A 17,422-nucleotide genomic window follows, 5' to 3' on the forward strand; every position below is an offset into this window, starting at 1 on the left:
CCCACCTGATTTCGTCGGCAACAACCGCCATGATGGGCAACACCCGCCATGATGGGCCGGGCCCGGCGGCCCGGCATCAGATCCGGTGGGTGCCGAAGTCAGCCGTCGGCCCGGCGCTGCCGGCGCAGCAACGGCTTGGCCGGCGGCGTTCGCCAGCCGGTCAAACCGGGGTCGATGGGCGCGGTGCTGCCGGGATGGCGCGCCGAGGTGCTGGACGACGACAGGGACGAGCCCGCGCCCCCGCGCACTGCCGGGGGCATCGCGCTCCACGTCGCGGACAGCCCGCTCATGTGGTTCTCCGCCTGCACCGCCGCACCGGAGAAGACCGCCGAACGCTTGTCCGCCGACGGACGCTTACCTCACCGCGACGACTCGCTGGTCGCGGACCTCCAGCAACTGGTGAAACGCAAGTTCGCCGCGCACGCCTACCCGCGCGCGAGCAGTCTCGGTTACCCGTTCCGGCTGCGTTGTTGTCCTGGCCGCGGCACTCGACTCGATGCTCACCAAAGGTCCTTCCCGCCGTGCGCTCCTTTGCCCCGGCATCGCCAGCGGTTATGCTCCGCGCCACACATCACGCCGCGATACCCCCGGAAGGGGTGTGGGGATCGTGTACTTGCGCCCGGACGATGGGGATGCTTTCCGGCAGGCCCTGCGGGTGGTGCGGCAGCGGGCCGACGTGCCGGTCGTCTTCGGCGGGCAGGTCGCGGACGGTTCCGTGCGGCTCTCGGAGTTCGCTGGCATGCGCACTGCCGCCTTGAAAGGACTTCGCGTGCGCGCTGAAGCCGGGCTCGGCGGCCAGGTCCTGGCATCCCGGCGTCCCGGTGCGGTGCAGGACTACCGGTCTGCCGTGACGATCAGCCACGACTACGACGCGCCGGTACTCGCGGAAGGGATCAGCTCGGTGGTCGCCGCGCCGGTGACGGTTCGCGGTTCCGTTCGCGGAGTGCTCTACGGTGCCGCGCGCGGTGCGTTCCCGCTCGGTGACCGGGTGCTCGATACCGTGGTCGACGCGACCCTGCACCTGGCCGGTGAGCTCACAATCCGCGACGAGGTCGACCGGCGGCTGCGACTGCTGGACGTGGTGGAGGCCGACCGCGCGGTGCCTCGCGACGGCATGGCGAGCGAAGAGGTTCGCGAGCTGCACGCCGAGTTCCGCGCCATCGCCCAGGGGCTCGACGACGCGGCCCTCCGCGACCGCCTGCACCGGGCGTGCGCACGGCTGGCCCATCTCACAGCCGCCCGCGACTATGTCGATGCGCCCTCGCTGGCGCAGCGCGAGCTGGACGTGCTCTCCCAGATCGCGCTGGGGTGCAGCAACGCGGAGGCGGCGAGGCGGCTTTCGCTGCGGCCGGAAACAGTCAAGGCCTACCTGCGCAGCGCCATGCGCAAGCTGGACGTCCACACCCGGCACGAGGCGGTCGTCGTCGCCCGGCGCTGGGGCGCGCTGCCCTGACGTCTTGATTGCGCTGCCGCAGTTCCGGGTATTCCCACATGGTGGTGCGGATTCGTGCGGAGGGTTGCGATGTGCCGGCTGTTCGGGTTGTCCGCCGCACCAACGCGGGTGCACGCCACGTTCTGGTTGTTGGAAGCGCCCGACAGCCTCGCGCGGCAGAGCCGTCGCGAACCGGACGGGACAGGGCTCGGCACATTCACCGCCGAAGGTGAACCTGAGGTCGACAAGCGCCCGTTGGCCGCATACGAGGACCGGGCGTTCGCCGAAGAAGCCAAGCAATGCAAGTCGAGCACGTTCATCGCACACATCCGCTACGCCTCCACGGGTGCCCTGGAACCGCGCAACACCCACCCCTTCCAGCAGCAGGGCCGGTTGTTCGCGCACGACGGCGTGATCGGCGATCTCCCGGCGCTGGAGGACGAAGTCGGCGACTACCGGACGCTCGTCGCGGGGGACACCGATTCCGAGCGCTTCTTCGCGCTGATCACCAAGCACATCAACGCGAACGGCGGTGCTGTTGGTGCCGGGATCGCCGCCGCCACGCGGTGGGTCGCCGACTCGCTCCCGGTTTATGCGCTGAACCTGGTCCTCGCCACGCAGACCGAGATGTGGGCGTTGCGCTATCCGGACACGCACGGGTTATGCGTGCTGGAGCGCGCTGCAGGCGGTCCGCACCGCGACCGGTACCTGAACCAAGCCAGTGCCGCCGGGCGCATCCGCGCCCGCAGCGGTCAGCTGGCCGAGACCCCGGCGGTGGTGGTGGCCAGCGAGCGGATGGACGAGGACCTAGGCTGGCGGGAACTGCGGCCCGGGGAACTGCTGCACGCCGACGGCGCACTAGCGGTCACGCGAGAGCTCGTCGTGGACCACCCGCCGCGCCAACAACTAACCCTGACCGATCTCGATGCGCACGCCGCAGCCTCACAGGCGTGACACCGGCTCGCCCAAGGCGGGTGTCGCGTCGGCGGCGCTGATCGCAGCGTCCGCAGTGGATGCGTACGTGAACCGGTCGGTGATGTCGAGTATCCCAAGCAAGCGGTCGACGATCCGGTTCTGGGAGACCAGCACCAGATTCGCCTGACGCATCAGGGCTCGGTGCCCGGCTTCCATCAGCACCACGACCCCGTCGGTGGACAGGAAGGACAGTCCGGAGAGGTCCAGGACGGCGGTTCGGGTGGCGGCCGTCAGGTGCGCGCGGACCGCCTCGGCGAATTGCGTAGCGCTGTTCATGTCCAGGATTCCGGCCGCTTCGATGACGATGACGCCGGGTGCCGGGCGCGTGGTGCGCAGGCTCAGCTTCTCGGCTTTGGGCGCGAGGTCTTCCGCGCTGCGTTCGGTGCGCGGCGCCGGAACTTCGGTCCGGCCGAACTCGGCGAAGGGCATGTGCAGCCTCCCCTGTGCTTCGGGATTCGAGCGGTCGGCCACGTAGCGGGAATCCGCAGCAGGCCGTCTCCCACGCTACGACCGAAACCGAGATCACCAGGGAAGATGACATTTCGCGCGCATCACAACACGAAGGGTGCCGAACCTCCGGCGACGCCCCACGACCGGGTGACAGCAGCCGTCACTCGCAGCAAGCGCCGATGCAAGTTAGCTCGAACCGCCCGCGACCCGCGGAGCCAGCGCGTCGTTCGCGCTGCTTCCGATGTCCTCGCGCTTGAGGAAGTCCTCCACGTCGAACAGGTTTCCGTCAGCCCGGTCCAGGACGTCGAGCAGCGTCGACAGCCGCGAGACCGCATCGACCTGTTCGGCCAGGAACCAGCGCATGAACTGCTCGCCCAGGTAGTCGCCGTCCTCGCGAACCGTTTGGGTCAACGCGGCGACCTCGGCGGTCACCGACCGCTCCTGTGCCACGGCGAGCGCGACGAGCTCCCGCGGCTCGGTGAAGTCGTTGCGCACCGCCCGAATGGCCGGTATCTCCACCTCGGTGCTGCTGTCCATCATGTACTGCACGATCCGCAGCGCGTCGTCGCGCTTCTTCGACGAGCGCCGGTAGAAGTGCGTCGCCAGGCGGGGCAGATCCCGCTGGTCGAACCAGACCGCGATCGCCAGGTACTGCTGCGCGGTGCCGAACTCGTTGGCCACCTGTTCTTCCAGGAGGTGCTGGCTGCGCGAGGTGCGGGGGTCGATCTTCTTCACGCTACTGGTCATGGGCGCCAACGCTAAAACGCACCGCTATCGGCTACTCGTCACCCGCCGCGATTCGAGCCAATCGAGCGATCCCCGGCACGACGAGCAGACGGATTCACCTCCGGGTGCGGCGGGTGGGGGTCGCGGTGGCGGGGTCTTCCGGCCACGGGTGCTTCGGATAACGACCGCGAAGTTCCGCGCGCACCTGCTGGTACCCGTTGCGCCAGAACGAGCCGAGGTCGGCCGTGACCGCCGCCGGTCGCCCGGCCGGGGACAGCAGGTGCAGCACGACCGGAACCCGGCCGTCGGCGATGCGGGGCACGTCCTGCCAGCCGAAGACCTCCTGCAGTTTCACGGGCAGTGCGGGGCGGTCGTCCCGGTAGTCCACCTTGATGTGGGAGCCGGACGGGACCTCGATCCGATCCGGCGCGAACTCGTCCAGCCAACCCGCCGCCGACCAGGGGATCAGCCGTCGCAACGCGACGCCCGCCGGAATCCGGAGATCGGCCCGCCGCCGCCGCGCCGCCGAGAGCTCCGGCTCCAACCAATGGTCCACTGCGGACAGAAGCGCTCCGTGCGGACAGAAGCGCTCCGTCGTCGGTGGGGGGGCGTGCAGGAACCCGAGCCGCTGGCGCAGCCGCCGCGCATCCTCGCTCCAGGACAGCAGTTCCAGCCCCTCGGCACGCAGGCCCGCCAGCAGCGCCTCCCGGACTTTGGCGGGTTCCGGACAGCGGATCGGCCGCTGGCTCAGGACGATCGCGCCGAGCCGCTCGATCCGGACCGCGCGCACATCGCCGTCGACCCAACCTATCTCGTCGCCAGTGGTCACCAGGGCAGGCGCCGCGCTCCGGGCCAGCTCCTCGTCTGCCGGTGCGGCCATGCGGACGGTGCCGCAGGCGCTGCCAGGGGACCGGTCGGCGACAGCCACGGCAAGCCATTCCGAACCGCGCAACCCGGAGTTGCCGGGCAGCTCCACTGCCGTGCCGGACGCCATCAGGTACACCGCCGACTCCGCGCCCCGGCGCCGCGCGAGCCGCTCGGGCTGCGCCAGCGCGACGACCAGCGCCGCATCGTCGCGATCGGAGGTTCCGGGATGCGGCTGCACCGAGGCACGCAGCCTGCGGACCTCGCGGCGCCACCGATCGCTGCCCGGCGCGCCCCGCCGCAATCGGGAAAGTGCGGTTGTCACGTCGATTTCGTTGGTCAGGGCGTCGTTGTCGAGGAGGGCAACGACCTCGGTGGCGATGTCCACACCCGCTAGTTCGCGGCCGTCGAGCAAGGCCCGGGCCAGCCTCGGGTGCAGGCCGAGTTCGGCCATCCGGCGGCCCCGATCTGTCACCGCGCCGGAAGGTTCCAACGCGCCGAGCCCGCGCAGCACCTCCCGACCCGCCGCAAGCGCACCGGCGGGCGGCTCGTCCCACCACGTCAGCGCCGATCCGTCAGGCGTTCCCCAGCACGCAAGTTCCAGGGCCAGCCGGGTCAGGTCCGCCGTCCGAATCTCCGGTTCCGGGTAGGCGGGCAGCGTGCTGTGCTCGTGCTCCGGCCAGCACCGGTACACCACGCCCGGCCCCTGCCGACCGGCGCGGCCCGCCCGCTGCTCGGCCACCGCCGCCGACACCCGAACCGTGGCCAGCCCGGCCAGGCCGCGCCGGTTGTCCACCCTCGACACCCGGGAAAGGCCCGAATCCACGACGGCGCGCACCCCGGGCACGGTGAGGCTCGATTCCGCGACCGCCGTCGCCAGCACCACCCGGCGCCGCTCCCCCGCCCGCAGCGCCGAATCCTGCTGCGCGTGGCTGAGCCGCCCATGCAGCGGCAGAACGTCCACATCGGACCCTTCGAGTTGGCCCGCGACGCGGCGGATTTCGGCGGCCCCGGGCAGGAACGCCAGCACATCGCCGTCCTGCTCGGCCAGCGCGGTGCGCACCGCCCGCGCCACGCACGACTCGATCCGCTCGCCTCGCGCCGGCGGCAGGTATGCGGTTCGGACCGGGTGCGTCCGCGCGTGCGCCTCCAGCACCGGGGCGGCGCCGAGCAGTTCCGCCGCCCGGCCGGCCGCCACCGTGGCCGAGGTCGCCAGCACCTGGAGATCGGGCCGCAGACCGTCCCGCGCGTCCAGCAGCAACGACAGGAGGAGATCCGCATCGAGATGCCGCTCGTGGCATTCGTCGAGCATCACCACGTCGACCCCGGACAACTCGGGGTCGGATTGCAGCCGCCGCACCAGCAGGCCGGAGGTCACCACCTCGACGACCGTTTCCGCACCACGACGGCGCTCGCCCCGAACCGAGTACCCCACGCGTTGCCCGACCTTCTCGCCGAGCAGGCTCGCCATGCGCTCCGCCGCGGTTCGGGTCGCCAACCTCAGCGACCACGACGCGCAGGCCCTGCTCGGCGAGCGCCAACGGGACCAACGTCGTTTTCCCGGTGCCCGGCGGAGCCACCAGCACCGCCGTGCCGTGCTTGGAAAGCGCACGAGTGACGTCGTCGAGCGCGGAACGGACGGGAAGTTCGGGGAAGTCGAGCATAACGGCCTCATCCTGCCATCCCGACCAGCCGACGCCTGCATCCGTGCTGCCCGCATAAGGGCGGAGGACCACCGGGACCGGGCCGGCGCTCGGGCCGCTGATCTCGGCTACACCTTCGTGTTCGTCGCGGCCGTCGACATGACGGCCGTCGCGGGCACGATCGGCGGCGGGCTTGGGGACTTCGCCATCACCTACGGCTACCAGCGCTTCGAGTGGGGCAGCACCGGGGTCGCGGTGCTGATCATCAGCGTGCTGGTGCAGGCGGCCCAGCGCCTGGGCAACTTGTTGTACCGCAAGGCACTGCGCAGCTGATGGCACTGGCTTGTGATCAACGGCGTCGGCGTTCACCCCGGTTCCGTCCGGGGCGAACGCCCACCGGTGCTGGCGGGGCGTCGCTGTCCAGGCGGTCCGCGATGAGGTCCAGCAGCGATTCGACTTCCGCCTGGTCGTAGCCGGCGCCGGTTTCGGGCTGCTCGCGGAAGACGACGGTCTGCACGTCGTTCGAGGTCAACGTGTCGGTGCCGCGCAGGGTCGCGGCGACGCGGTCCAGGAAGTCGTCGACCTGGTCCTCGTCGTAGCCGCGCTTGCCCGCCGTCGAACCGCTCAGCACCACGCTGCCGATCGCCTCCGAGGTGAGCTGGGGCGTCTCGGGGCCCACCGGTCGCGGGAAGGCGCGGGCGACCGGGATGCGCTGCGTCGGAAGGTTCCCCTGACGCGGTGTCATGTTCTTGATGATCGTGGAGACCATGACGAGGAAGGCGAAGACGCTGGCCTCCTGGTAACCGGGTTGGCCCGGCCCGGGAGGATTGAACCGGACGCCCAGCACGTCCTGCGCGGTGAGGGTGTCGGCGCCGCTGAGGGTGGCTTCGACGCGGTCCATGAACGCGTCGACCTCGGCCTTGTCCAGCGCGGACTGCGACGTCGCGTGCCCGTGGAAGACCTCGACGCGTCCCGGTGGCATGCGCTCGGCGGCCCGCTGCACCGGTTCGGGCCGCGGCGCCGCCACAGCCCGGTCGGCACGCCGGACCAAGGTGTTCCGCTCGCTCGCCGTGCCGCTCCCCCGCTGCCCGCGGCGCTCGGATTCCCGCACCTCCAGCTTCATCAGGGTCAGCGCGATCTGGTCCAGGAACTCAGCGACCTGGGTCTTCTTGTAGGCCCGCCCAGGTTTGCCCGGGCTGAACCGGGCGGTCAGCACATCGCGCACGGTCACCAGCCGCTTCCCTCGCAGCGTCTCCTCGACGCGTTCGAGGAACTCGTCGACCTCTGCCTCGTCGAAGCCGCGGTTGCGCCGCCACGTCCTGGCGAACGCAACGTTGTGCACGTCGTCGGGGTTGAGCATTCCTCGTGCCTCCAGGGCATGCCGCGTCGACTTCTCGGACGCTTGCCCGGCGTGCCACGCCTGAGCCCCCGACCCGCCCGTTCTGCGCGAACAGCTTGCCCAAGGCCGCGCGCGAGATCAAGCCTTCCGACCACCCCGGAAATGGCGCGTTCGCCCCACGCTGCGCCGCGTGCCCGGCCGACTTCGGACAGTGCGCCCAGCAGGCGCGTCCGAACGGCCGAGTCCCGCCGCGATGAATCATCCACTTAGGACAGTTGGCCCGCCACGCGCCAGAGAGCCAAGATGGGGGTACCGCACGACATCGGAGGGCGCGATGACCGACAACACCGGTGAGCAGCCGAGGATCCAGCGATCGCCCAAACGGGTGCGGGCCTACCTCCGCGGCCGGCTGGTCGCGGACACCAGGGGTCCGATGCTCGTTTGGGAGCACCCCTACTACCCGACCTACTACCTACCGGCGGAGGACGTCAAGGCGACGCTGCGCCCGACCGGTGAAACCCGCCACATCGACCGCGTCGGGGACGGCGACGTGCACGACGTGCTGGTCGACGGAACCGTCGCCGAGGGCGCCGCCGTCCGGTTCCCGGACTCCTCCGCAGCACCGAACCTGGTGCGGCTCGAATGGGGCGCGCTGGACGAGTGGTTCGAGGAGGACGAGCCCGTGTACGTGCACCCCCGCGACCCGTACAAGCGGGTCGACGTCCTGGCCAGCTCGCGGCACGTCACCGTGCGGATTGGCGGCGTCGTCGTGGCCGACTCGCACCGCCCACTCGTCCTGTTCGAGACCGGGCTGCCGCCGCGCTACTACCTCCCGCTGACCGACCTCCGGACCGACCTGCTGCGGCCGTCTGACCGGCGAACCCAATGCCCGTACAAGGGAACCGCGACGTACTGGAACGCGATGATCGACGGCACCGAACACGCCGACATCGTCTGGACCTACCGCGCGCCGTTCCCGGAGAGCCAGAAGATCGCCGGTCTCGCCTGCTTCTACGACGAGCGGGTGGAGATCACCATCGACGGCGAACTTCAGGAGCAGCCGCGCACCCCGTTCTCCTGACAGTCCATCGTGGACGGTTTTCGGAAAGCGCTGCCACTCCGCGCGGACGAGATGACAAGATCATCCCATGCCTGCATCCCGTCGCGAACTGCTGCGCTGGCAGTTCGACCTGACCTGGTCGCTGTTCGAGCTGCACCTGGAACAGCTGAGCCCCGAGGACTTCCTCTGGGAACCCGCGAAGTGCTGCTGGACGATGCGCCTGGGCGACGGCGGAGCGTGGGTGCCGGACTGGGCCGATACCGAGCCCGACCCCATCCCGGTCCCGACCATCGGCTGGGTCACCTGGCACATCGGGTGGTGGTGGAGCGTGACCATCGACCGCGCGCAGGGCCAGACGCCGCGCGACCGTACCGAGGTCGAATGGCCCGGTGCCGGGCAGCCGACCATCGACTGGCTGCGAGGGCTCCGCGCGGACTGGCTGGCGGTGCTGGACGAGCTCGCCGACGCAGACCTGGACGCCGCCGCGCCGTTCCCGTGGCAGAACGACCCGAGATGACCGTGGCCCACATGGTCGGCTGGATCAACGCGGAACTGATGAAGAACGCCGCCGAGATCGGCCAACTCCGCCTGGTTCGGGCCGCTTCGTGAGAGCCATCGCGCGGATCAACGCAGCTGCGGCAGGACATCGGCCGCCAGGCGTTCGGTCTGCTCGGCGTGGTCGAACATGGGGCTGAGCAGGATGCGCTGCGCACCGGCGGCTGCTACCTCGCGCAACGCCCGCACGCAGTCCTCCGGCGTTCCGGCGACCGCGGCGGCCTCGATGGTCGAGGAGCGGCGGCCGTAAAGCCTTTCCAGCGCCGCGTTCATCCGCTCCCGCCCTCGCTCGGGCGATTCGTCGACCGCGACGTAGACGCGTTTGGCGATCGGGAATTCGGCCGCGTCCCGCTCCTGCTCGGCGAGCGCGGCGACGACGGTCCGGACCTGCTCCGCGAACTGCGCGGTGGGCGATGATCCGGCGCCGAAGAAGCCGTTGCCGTGCCGGACCGCGCGGCGCAGCGCCGCCGGGCTGCTGCCGCCGAACCAGATTGGCGGATGCGGTTTCTGGAACGGCTTGGGCTCCATCGCGGCGTCTTCGAGCTGCCAGAAGCGACCGTCGAAGGTCACCCGGGGCCGGGTCCACAGCTGCTTCATCAGCTCCAGCCCCTCGGTGAAGCGGCCGACGAAGCGCTCGGGTTCGACGCCGAACGCGGCGAACATCCGGCCCTTGCCGCCCGTGCCGACGCCGATTTCGAGGCGGCCTCGGGACAGCTGGTCCAGCGTGCTCAGGCTCTTCGCGAGGTGCACGGGGTTGTGCAGGGTGGTCACCAGCACCGCGCAGCCCAGCCGCAGCCGGTCGGTGCAGGCAGCCGCGAAGGTCATCGTCTCGATCGGGCTCAGCTGCGGCATCGTGCCCAGCACCTGCTCCTGGGTCCAAGCGCTTTCGAAGCCGAGCTCCTCGACGCGCTTCAGGTGCGCCGCGAAGCCGGAGGCGTCGAACTCGCCGTCGGCGAAGAACTGCGGGATCGAGATCGCGAGCCTCATGCGCCGATCGTATCGGCGCCCGGATCGGCCGACAGCCCCTCGCCACGCAGCGCCCGGTTCTTGTCTTTGACAAGAGCGAAGCTGCGTAGCCCACCTGTGCAACTTGCACCGCAGCGGGTTCTCGGACGCCTTTTCACGAGGACAGCCCCGAAGCCGCGTCATTGGTCATACACAAATCGGCGATCCCGGAGTCGAGGATTCCTCAGCGGCTAACGTTGATCGCGATCTTGCCCCGGACGTGGCCGGTCTGGTTCAGCCGCAGCGCCTCGGCCGCTTGTTCCAGCGGGAAGACCTCGGCGATCGGCACGGTCAGCTTGCCTGCATCGACCAGATCGGCGAGTACCTGCAGGTCGTCGCCGTCGGGGCGAACCCACGCGTAGGTCCCGCCCGCGTCCGCGACGGAGGCGTCGGCGATGGAGCCGTGGCGCCCGCCGTCCCGCAGGACCGCCTGCGTGACCGGCAGAGCTCCCCCGGCGAAGTCGACAACCACGTCGACGCCGACCGGCGCCAACGCGCGCACGCGCTCGACCAGGCCCTCGCCGTAGGCGACGGGCTCGACGCCGAGCGACCGGAGGAACTCATGGTTTCGCTCCGAGGCGGTGCCGATCACGCGTGCGCCCTTGGCCAGCGCGATCTGCGAACCGAGCACCCCGACTCCCCCGGCGGCGGCGTGGATCAGCACGATGTCATCGGACTCGGTGCCGAGCCGGGTGAGCAGTTGGTAGGCGGTCAGCCCCGCCAACGGGAGCCCGGCGGCCTGGTCCCAGTCCCCGGCGGCCGGTTTCCGCGCCACCGACCGCGTCGGCACCGGGATGAACTCCGAATACGTCCCGTCGTGGACGAAGTCCTTACGCGCGTACGCGATGACCTCCTCGCCGGGCAGGAACTCCGGTGTATCGAGCCCGACCGACTCGACCACCCCTGCGACGTCCCAGCCCGGCACCACCGGGAAGAACGTCTGCATCGCGCCGTCGAGGTACCCGGCCATCAGCTTCCAGTCCACCGGGTTCACCGCGGCGCTGCGCACCCGGATCAGTACCTCGCCCGGCGCCACCTTCGGCATCGGCAGCTCGGCGAGTTCGAGGACCTCCGGATCACCGTACTGCTGGTAGCTCATCGCCCTCATGTGACATCCAAGGATCGCTGGGACACAACATCAGCATGACCGCTCCCGCCGCAGGCGGCCCGCCGGAGGGAATGGACCAGGTGAGGGGCACCCGCGCCCTGAAATGGTCCCCGGAAGTTGGACTCGTTAAGTAAGAGTCTAGGCCGCGAGGGTCTGGGCCCGGTATTGCACCGGGCTCAGGCCCTTGCAGTGTGTGTGGCCTCGAGTGGTGTTGAACCAGGTGATGTAGTCGTCCAGCGCGGTCGAGGGCGGCGTCGATGCTCGTGTCCAGGAGCATGCCGCTGGCCGCCAGACTGGCGAAACCATGCAGGCCAGCGAACACGGCGAGGCCTTTCGCGGGGATCCGGCGGTTCGACGACTTCCAGCAATCCCTGGTCTGGCCCGCAACACCCTCAACGCCCGGCTGCGCGGAACCGCTGACCGCCGACTCGGTCACAAGGAACTCGGCCCCGGGTTCCCCGCCCAGCTCGCCGACCGCGAGGACGTCCGGGCGCGCTTCGGGAAACGGCCGGAGTGGCCGCCCCACGACTCGCGACAGTCCCGAGCCAAACCGATTCAGCGCGGTTCAGCGGTTCAGCAAGCTCCGAGTGTCATGTATACGTAGACCTCGGGCAGCTGTCCCGAGCCACTTCGGGGTCTTACGCTGTGCACATCACACAACGCTCCGCCCGCGGCGCACCCGGCAAGCACTGCACGGCAGCGTGTGAACGTCGATCAAGACAGGAGTTGCAACTTGAGCGAGCCGACGTACTACGCCCCCGAGGGCGGCCTGCCGTCGCAGACCACGCTGCTGACCGACCGGGCGGTCGTGAAGGAGGCGTACACCGTCATCCCTCGTGGCGTGCTTCGCGACATCGTCACCAGCAACCTGCCCGGGTGGGACAGCACCCGCGCGTGGATCCTCGCCAAGCCGATCGCCGGGTTCGCCACCACGTTCGCGCAGTACATCGTCGAGGTCTCGCCCGGCGGTGGCAGCGCCGAGCCGGAACCGGAGAGCGGCGTCGAGTCGGTGCTGTTCCTGCTCACCGGCACGCTGAACGTCGTCATCGAGGGCGAGAAGCACGTCCTCACCGCGGGCGGGTACGCGTACCTCCCGGCGGGCGGCAGCTGGTCGGTGGCCAACGAGTCCGACGCAGCGGCGACCTTTCAGTGGGTCCGCAAGGCCTACGAGCCGGTGGCGGGCTATCCGACGCCGAAGGCGTTCGCCGTGCAGGAGCAGGACATCGAGCCGACGCCGATGCCCGACACCAACGGTGTGTGGGCCACCACTCGGTTCGTCGACCCGAACGACCTCTCGCACGACATGCACGTCAACATCGTGACGTTCGATCCCGGTGCGGTGATCCCGTTCGCCGAGACGCACGTGATGGAGCACGGCCTCTACGTCCTCGAAGGCAAGGCGGTGTACCGCCTCAACGACGACTGGGTCGAGGTCGAGGCCGGAGACTTCATGTGGCTGCGAGCCTTCTGCCCGCAGGCCTGCTACGCGGGTGGTCCGGGCAAGTTCCGCTACCTGCTCTACAAGGACGTCAACCGGCAGATCAAGCTGACCTGACGCACCTCCCAGGCATGGCGCAGCGGTGGCCCGGCGGTTTCCGCCGGGCCACGCTCGTTCGCACTGGTGCACCGCCCGGGCGCAGAGTAGAACGAGGGTGTCGGACCCGGCGCCGGCGAGCAGGCGCACGGGAGTGCCGCACGGGAGGTGCCCGTGACTCCGAGCCAACAACCTTCGGGATTCCTGCCGATCGCCGACCACGGGTTGATCGGTGACTTGCGCAGCGTGGCGCTGGTGGGCACCAACGGCACGATCGACTGGTACTGCTGCGGCCGCTTCGACGGTCCGAGCGTCTTCGCGGCCATCCTCGACGCCGACCGGGGCGGCTCGTTCGAACTCGCGGCCGACGTGCCCGCGCGGACCAAGCAGTTCTACTTCCCGGACACAAACGTGCTGATCACCCGGTTCTTCGCCGAGGACGGCGTCGGCGAGATCCAGGACTTCATGCCGATCGTGGACGATTCGCGCGAGGCCGGCCGGCACCGGCTGATCCGCCGGGTGGTGTGCGTGCGGGGGTCGCTGCCGTTCCGCGCCCGGGTGGCGCCTCGGCTCGACTACGCCACATGTCCGCACACCCTGCGCGTCGAGGGCTGCCACGCGATCTTCGAGTCGGCGTCGCTGTCCCTGGCGCTGACCGCAAGCGTGCCGGTCGAGCCCGATGGAACGGACGTTTGGTCGGCGTTCAAGCTGCACGAGGGCGAGGTCGCGGTGTTCGCACTCGACCAGGTGGGCGGCGACGTGATGCCTCGGACGTGCCCGCTGGCCGAGGCCGAACGCGAGTTCGCCGCCACGGTGCGATTCTGGCGGCAGTGGCTGTCCGCGTCCCGCTACCGCGGTCGGTGGCGAGAGATGGTGCACCGATCCGCGCTGACGCTGAAGCTGCTCACCTACGCGCCGACCGGCGCGATCGTGGCCGCGCCGACGACGAGCCTGCCGGAGAGCATCGGCGGCGCGCGGAACTGGGACTACCGCTACGTGTGGATTCGCGACGCCGCGTTCTGCGTGTACGCCCTGCTGCGGCTGGGGTTCACCGCGGAGGCCGAGGCGTTCATGGGGTTCCTGTCCAAGTACGTCGACCTCCGCCACTGCGACTCGTCGGGACCGTTGCAGATCATGTACGGCATCGACGGGCGCAGCGAACTGCCCGAACGCGAAATTCCCCACCTCAGCGGCTACCTGGGCTCGGCCCCCGTGCGCGTCGGCAACGCCGCCGTCCACCAGTTCCAGCTGGACATCTACGGGGCGCTGATCGACTCGATCTACCTCTACGACAAGTGGGGTGCGCCGATCTCCAGCGAGCGCTGGGACGAAGTGGTCGACGTGGTGGACTGGGTCTGCGCCAACTGGGACCGCCCCGACGAGGGCGTCTGGGAAACCCGCGGCGGACGCAAGAACTTCCTGTACTCGCGGCTGATGTGCTGGGTGGCGATCGAACGCGCCATGCGGCTGGCCAACCACCGGGGTCTGCCTGCCGACATCCCGCGGTGGCGGCAGGCCCGCGACACGATCTACCGGCAGATCATGAAGCGCGGCTGGTCGGACAAGCGCCACGCGTTCGTCCAGCACGAGGACGACGACGTGCTCGACGCCGCGGTGCTCATGATGCCGTTGGCCAAGTTCGTCTCCCCGACGGACCCGAAGTGGCTGTCGACGCTCGACGCGCTGGGCGAGCACCTGGTGTCGGACTCGCTGGTCTACCGCTACGACCCGCAGGCCAGCCCGGACGGGCTGCCAGGCACCGAGGGCACGTTCTCGATCTGTTCGTTCTGGTACGTCGAGGCGCTGACCCGCGCCGGACGCCTCGAAGAAGCACGGCTGGCGTTCGAGAAGATGCTCACCTACGCAAACCACCTGGGCCTCTACGCGGAGGAGATCGGCCACACCGGCGAGCAACTGGGCAACTTCCCCCAGGCATTCACCCACCTCGCCCTGATCAGCGCCGCATTCAACCTCGACCGGGCCCTCGGCTGACCCAGCCGGGCCGATGCCACCGGCGCAGGCCACCAAAGGCGAACGATAATTTGCCCGCATCAGTTCGTGTCTTTGCACGGTGTCGATCTCGACGCCATGCTCGCCGTTGTCGACAATCGTTCGTACGCGCGTGGTGTGCGGTACGCCGAGCAGCACGCGGTTGTGCGGATGCACTGGGACGATCCGGAAAACGCCCGTGCCGGCACCGTGCATGGCCGAGACGGCGATTTCTACCAGCCGGTGGCGTACTTCCGCGAGCTCGGCGGCGCGTCTCTCGGATTCGCGAAAGGCAAGTGCGACTGCCCGGTCTCGTTCAACTGCGAGCACGTGCTGACCACGATGCAGGAAGTAAAGATGATGGACGAGGGCAATCTGTTCGGTGCAGGCCTGAACGCAGAAAGGATCCGCGAACTGCTCACCTAGCCGAAGAGTCGCCTCGGCAATCGACGCCCCACACGCACCACACCTCGACTACCGGGTGGTTTCCAGCTGGCTGCGGTCCCAGCCACCGCGTTCGGCGGCGGCTTCGTAGGTGGTCTGCAGGAACTCGAGCAAGGTTGCATCCGGGTCCGCCGCGGTTCGCACGGTCTCGTACGGCAGCAGGAACTCGCCGACCTCGGGGCTGTAGAAGGCGTCCTCCGGGCAGACCGGGTGCTGAGCATACTCGGCGGGTTCGGGGTACGCGTACGAGTAGAAGGTGCCCTCACCGGGTCCGCCCGGCCAGAACCCGCAGCTGCTGAGCTCGTGGGAATAACCCTCTACCATCACCCAGTCCGCGCAGTTGGGTGCGCCGCCGGGATGTTCCGGCGCGGTGCGGCCGGAGAACCGGGTGACCGCCAGGTCCATCGCGCCCCAGAAGAAGTGGACCGGGCTGACCTTCCCCACGAACCGGGACCGGAACGCGGTCAGCACCCGGTGGGCGGCGAGCAGCTGCCGCCAGAACAGGCGCGCGTGCTCCGGGTGGTAGGAGGCGTGTTCGCTGTCTTCCTCGAACGGAATGGCATGCTCGATCTCCCTCGGCATCGTCCAGATGGAAACCGGCAGGTCTAGCTCGCGGAGCGCGGTCATGGTCTCCCGGTAGAACTCCGAGACCGATTTCGGTTCCAATCGGACCTGCCGGGCGTCGCCGCTGCTCGATCGGATGTGCAGCTGGTGTGCGCAGAAGTCGAACTCGATGTCGAACGCCCGCCCGTCGTGCGGCATCACCGAGGTGGTCAGCCCGCGAGCCGAGACGTACAGCGGAACCTGCCACCAGTGGTTGAGCATGGGCTCCATCGCCAACCGGACCTTCCCCACGACCTGGGTCCACATGTGCAGCGTGTCGCGAGTCTCGGCCCAATCCTGCACGAGCAGCGAAGGCCAATCCCCGACCGAATCTCGAACACCCGTCATAGCCGCCCCCCGGCACGCCTGACCTGACGGGCCCAGTGTGCATTTCCGGCCGCCCCACCGCGCTGCGGAGCACACTTACGAACGTGCACGCGTTTGCTCACGAAATCGCGCCCGACCAGTGTGAGAACGCCACGGCCTGGCAGTGCGCGACCCTACGACTGGCGCTGCGCAGCGAGCCACCCGAACCGACGGAGCGCGCGGGCAAACCACTCCGTTTCGTCGGCCAGGCATCCAAGGCTTGCCGTATCGACATCACCGAGGGAGATCTGCTCCGCTTCACAGGCGAGGTCGCCCTGGAGCAAGCGCATGGCGGACACCATTTGTCCAGGAGTGTCGATCCGCGCCGGGATGCCGTCCGCCGCCAAAGCGTCGGATTCTCCTTGCCCACCAGCGCTTCCGAATGCGGCGGACACGATGCAGTCCGTGCACTCCCGGACAGCTCGGGGCAGACCGAGCCTCAAACCATCGGGTACACGCTGGCCGCTTGTGATACTGAGATCGGCAGTCGGCCGACCGCCCCAAGAACACAGGGAGAGCTGCCGATGGGACGACGGGCCGATCTCCAGTCGCTCCCCGCACGCTCGTTAACGCTGTCCTACACGGTCGCCGAGTGAGATGCCTTTGTCGCCGGGGTCCGTGCCGGGGAGTTCGACCTTCCACACTCCGCCCAGCCAGCGGCCTGATCCGCACGGGGCTGTGAGTCTCGTGGCAGCCCAAAGATTCACAGCCCCGTTGCCGTGTCAGGGATTCACCTGACGCCCGCCGACCGCACCCGCTTCGGGCCTTGGCTGGTCGTGCAATCATGTAGTGCTGTGGAGTCCACCCGTGTCGATCGCTGGCTTTGGGCCGTCCGGCTGACCAAGACCCGACCGGACGCCGCCGCGGCGTGTCGCGGCGGGCACGTGCGCGTCAACGACCGCCCCGCCAAGCCCGCGACCACCGTATGCCCCGGCGACGAAATCCGAGCGCGCGTCGGTGACCGGACCCGGATCGTCGAGGTGGTGCGGGTGATCCAGCGTCGCGTCGGCGCGGCCGATGCCTCCACCTGCTACATCGACCGGACGCCGGCCCCGCCGCCGGAGGTCTCGATGCCCGTGGCCCGCCGCGAGCGGGGCACCGGCCGGCCCACGAAACGCGACCGCCGGATGATCGAAAAGTTCCGCGACGGGCGGATCTGACCGGCGGGCGCGCTCCTGGTTCTTCGCTCCCCGATCCGGGAAGAAGCGGGTCACCACTGCCGTTTCGATCAGGCCCTCCACCGTGTAGAGGACGATCGATGCCGCCGTGAGGACCACGGCCGAGGCCCACAGCTCGTCGTAGCGGAAACCTCCGACCGCGCGCAGGATC

At 69.5% G+C, this 17,422-nt stretch carries 18 protein-coding genes and 1 pseudogene; 9 read left to right on the forward strand and 10 right to left on the reverse strand.

Translation table 11 applies throughout. The annotated features are described in order from the left end of the window. Positions 1-98 precede the first annotated feature (98 nt). The gene (locus SSPN_RS56480; protein ID WP_010693251.1) at positions 99-290 is read right to left on the reverse strand and encodes a hypothetical protein; all 192 of its coding nucleotides are present in this window, start codon (positions 288-290) and stop codon (positions 99-101) included. Positions 291-607: 317 nt separating this feature from the next. Between SSPN_RS56480 and SSPN_RS0107360 the strand changes: the two genes are divergently transcribed. Next, complete coding sequence (locus SSPN_RS0107360) at positions 608-1,453, forward strand: helix-turn-helix transcriptional regulator (protein WP_237710477.1); 846 nt, start codon at positions 608-610, stop codon at positions 1,451-1,453. A gap of 54 nt (positions 1,454-1,507) precedes the next feature. Continuing rightward, positions 1,508-2,386: a class II glutamine amidotransferase gene (locus tag SSPN_RS0107365; protein ID WP_237710478.1), complete on the forward strand. Its 879-nt coding sequence runs from the start codon at positions 1,508-1,510 to the stop codon at positions 2,384-2,386. Here the strand turns inward: SSPN_RS0107365 and SSPN_RS48660 are convergent. The 3 genes and pseudogenes from SSPN_RS48660 to hrpB all read right to left on the reverse strand — a co-directional run bounded on the left by SSPN_RS48660 (position 2,375) and on the right by hrpB (position 6,111). Beyond that, positions 2,375-2,836 carry an STAS domain-containing protein gene (locus tag SSPN_RS48660; RefSeq protein WP_101376715.1) on the reverse strand — a complete coding sequence of 154 codons (462 nt, stop codon included), beginning with the start codon at positions 2,834-2,836 and terminating at the stop codon, positions 2,375-2,377. The two genes, SSPN_RS0107365 and SSPN_RS48660, sit on opposite strands and share 12 nt — an antisense overlap. A gap of 207 nt (positions 2,837-3,043) precedes the next feature. After that, positions 3,044-3,604 (reverse strand): ferritin, encoded by a 561-nt coding sequence (locus SSPN_RS0107375; RefSeq protein ID WP_029535062.1) that lies wholly within the window; start codon positions 3,602-3,604, stop codon positions 3,044-3,046. A 94-nt stretch (positions 3,605-3,698) separates the two neighbouring features. Continuing rightward, a pseudogene (gene hrpB / locus SSPN_RS42830) lies at positions 3,699-6,111 on the reverse strand (ATP-dependent helicase HrpB). A gap of 117 nt (positions 6,112-6,228) precedes the next feature. Between hrpB and SSPN_RS0107385 the strand changes: the two are divergent. Further along, complete coding sequence (locus SSPN_RS0107385) at positions 6,229-6,423, forward strand: hypothetical protein (protein ID WP_029535063.1); 195 nt, start codon at positions 6,229-6,231, stop codon at positions 6,421-6,423. A gap of 16 nt (positions 6,424-6,439) precedes the next feature. Here SSPN_RS0107385 and SSPN_RS48665 read toward each other — a convergent pair whose 3' ends face one another. Next, the gene (locus tag SSPN_RS48665) at positions 6,440-7,450 is read right to left on the reverse strand and encodes a DivIVA domain-containing protein (protein WP_010693268.1); all 1,011 of its coding nucleotides are present in this window, start codon (positions 7,448-7,450) and stop codon (positions 6,440-6,442) included. 313 nt (positions 7,451-7,763) lie between these two features. Between SSPN_RS48665 and SSPN_RS0107395 the strand changes: the two genes are divergently transcribed. Further along, positions 7,764-8,510: a DUF427 domain-containing protein gene (locus tag SSPN_RS0107395; RefSeq protein ID WP_010693269.1), complete on the forward strand. Its 747-nt coding sequence runs from the start codon at positions 7,764-7,766 to the stop codon at positions 8,508-8,510. A gap of 67 nt (positions 8,511-8,577) precedes the next feature. Then, complete coding sequence (locus tag SSPN_RS42840; protein WP_010693270.1) at positions 8,578-9,006, forward strand: DinB family protein; 429 nt, start codon at positions 8,578-8,580, stop codon at positions 9,004-9,006. Between the two features lie 107 nt (positions 9,007-9,113). Here the strand turns inward: SSPN_RS42840 and SSPN_RS0107405 are convergent, their stop codons facing one another. The 3 genes from SSPN_RS0107405 to SSPN_RS59420 all read right to left on the reverse strand — a co-directional run bounded on the left by SSPN_RS0107405 (position 9,114) and on the right by SSPN_RS59420 (position 11,463). Next, complete coding sequence (locus SSPN_RS0107405) at positions 9,114-10,031, reverse strand: LLM class F420-dependent oxidoreductase (protein WP_010693272.1); 918 nt, start codon at positions 10,029-10,031, stop codon at positions 9,114-9,116. Positions 10,032-10,233: 202 nt separating this feature from the next. Continuing rightward, on the reverse strand, positions 10,234-11,157 hold the full coding sequence (locus tag SSPN_RS0107410) for an NADP-dependent oxidoreductase (RefSeq protein ID WP_044572690.1): 924 nt from the start codon (positions 11,155-11,157) through the stop codon (positions 10,234-10,236). 138 nt (positions 11,158-11,295) lie between these two features. Next, positions 11,296-11,463 (reverse strand): IS3 family transposase, encoded by a 168-nt coding sequence (locus tag SSPN_RS59420; protein WP_083821619.1) that lies wholly within the window; start codon positions 11,461-11,463, stop codon positions 11,296-11,298. Positions 11,464-11,890: 427 nt separating this feature from the next. Here SSPN_RS59420 and SSPN_RS0107415 point away from each other — a divergent pair, with 427 nt between their 5' ends. The 3 genes from SSPN_RS0107415 (at position 11,891) to SSPN_RS0107425 (ending at position 15,106) form a co-directional block, all read left to right on the forward strand. Beyond that, a complete protein-coding gene (locus SSPN_RS0107415; protein ID WP_010693274.1) occupies positions 11,891-12,712 on the forward strand; it encodes a bifunctional allantoicase/(S)-ureidoglycine aminohydrolase in 822 nt (273 codons plus the stop codon). A gap of 153 nt (positions 12,713-12,865) precedes the next feature. After that, on the forward strand, positions 12,866-14,683 hold the full coding sequence (locus SSPN_RS0107420; RefSeq protein WP_010693275.1) for a glycoside hydrolase family 15 protein: 1,818 nt from the start codon (positions 12,866-12,868) through the stop codon (positions 14,681-14,683). Between the two features lie 66 nt (positions 14,684-14,749). Further along, positions 14,750-15,106 carry a hypothetical protein gene (locus SSPN_RS0107425; protein ID WP_010693276.1) on the forward strand — a complete coding sequence of 119 codons (357 nt, stop codon included), beginning with the start codon at positions 14,750-14,752 and terminating at the stop codon, positions 15,104-15,106. A 48-nt stretch (positions 15,107-15,154) separates the two neighbouring features. Here SSPN_RS0107425 and SSPN_RS0107430 read toward each other — a convergent pair whose 3' ends face one another. Both SSPN_RS0107430 and SSPN_RS0107435 read right to left on the reverse strand, forming a co-directional pair. Continuing rightward, a complete protein-coding gene (locus SSPN_RS0107430; RefSeq protein WP_010693277.1) occupies positions 15,155-16,075 on the reverse strand; it encodes a DUF5996 family protein in 921 nt (306 codons plus the stop codon). A 152-nt stretch (positions 16,076-16,227) separates the two neighbouring features. After that, positions 16,228-16,488, reverse strand: a complete 261-nt coding sequence (locus SSPN_RS0107435) for a hypothetical protein (RefSeq protein ID WP_143539629.1) — start codon at positions 16,486-16,488, stop codon at positions 16,228-16,230. Between the two features lie 399 nt (positions 16,489-16,887). Here SSPN_RS0107435 and SSPN_RS0107440 point away from each other — a divergent pair, with 399 nt between their 5' ends. Next, complete coding sequence (locus SSPN_RS0107440) at positions 16,888-17,253, forward strand: RNA-binding S4 domain-containing protein (RefSeq protein WP_010693279.1); 366 nt, start codon at positions 16,888-16,890, stop codon at positions 17,251-17,253. The last annotated feature ends 169 nt before the right edge of the window (positions 17,254-17,422 follow it).

Origin of the sequence: Saccharopolyspora spinosa NRRL 18395, from assembly GCF_000194155.1 — a bacterium.
GTDB lineage: Bacteria > Actinomycetota > Actinomycetes > Mycobacteriales > Pseudonocardiaceae > Saccharopolyspora > Saccharopolyspora spinosa.

Bases quoted from the DNA above. Each gene is read 5' to 3' on its own strand.
- SSPN_RS56480 (WP_010693251.1), bottom strand. From the start codon at position 290: ATGAGCGGGCTGTCCGCGACGTGGAGCGCGATGCCCCCGGCAGTGCGC.
- SSPN_RS48660 (WP_101376715.1), bottom strand. From the start codon at position 2,836: ATGCCCTTCGCCGAGTTCGGCCGGACCGAAGTTCCGGCGCCGCGCACC.
- SSPN_RS0107375 (WP_029535062.1), bottom strand. From the start codon at position 3,604: ATGACCAGTAGCGTGAAGAAGATCGACCCCCGCACCTCGCGCAGCCAG.
- SSPN_RS48665 (WP_010693268.1), bottom strand. From the start codon at position 7,450: ATGCTCAACCCCGACGACGTGCACAACGTTGCGTTCGCCAGGACGTGG.
- SSPN_RS0107395 (WP_010693269.1), top strand. From the start codon at position 7,764: ATGACCGACAACACCGGTGAGCAGCCGAGGATCCAGCGATCGCCCAAA.
- SSPN_RS42840 (WP_010693270.1), top strand. From the start codon at position 8,578: ATGCCTGCATCCCGTCGCGAACTGCTGCGCTGGCAGTTCGACCTGACC.
- SSPN_RS0107405 (WP_010693272.1), bottom strand. From the start codon at position 10,031: ATGAGGCTCGCGATCTCGATCCCGCAGTTCTTCGCCGACGGCGAGTTC.
- SSPN_RS0107410 (WP_044572690.1), bottom strand. From the start codon at position 11,157: ATGAGGGCGATGAGCTACCAGCAGTACGGTGATCCGGAGGTCCTCGAA.
- SSPN_RS59420 (WP_083821619.1), bottom strand. From the start codon at position 11,463: ATGGTTTCGCCAGTCTGGCGGCCAGCGGCATGCTCCTGGACACGAGCA.
- SSPN_RS0107430 (WP_010693277.1), bottom strand. From the start codon at position 16,075: ATGACGGGTGTTCGAGATTCGGTCGGGGATTGGCCTTCGCTGCTCGTG.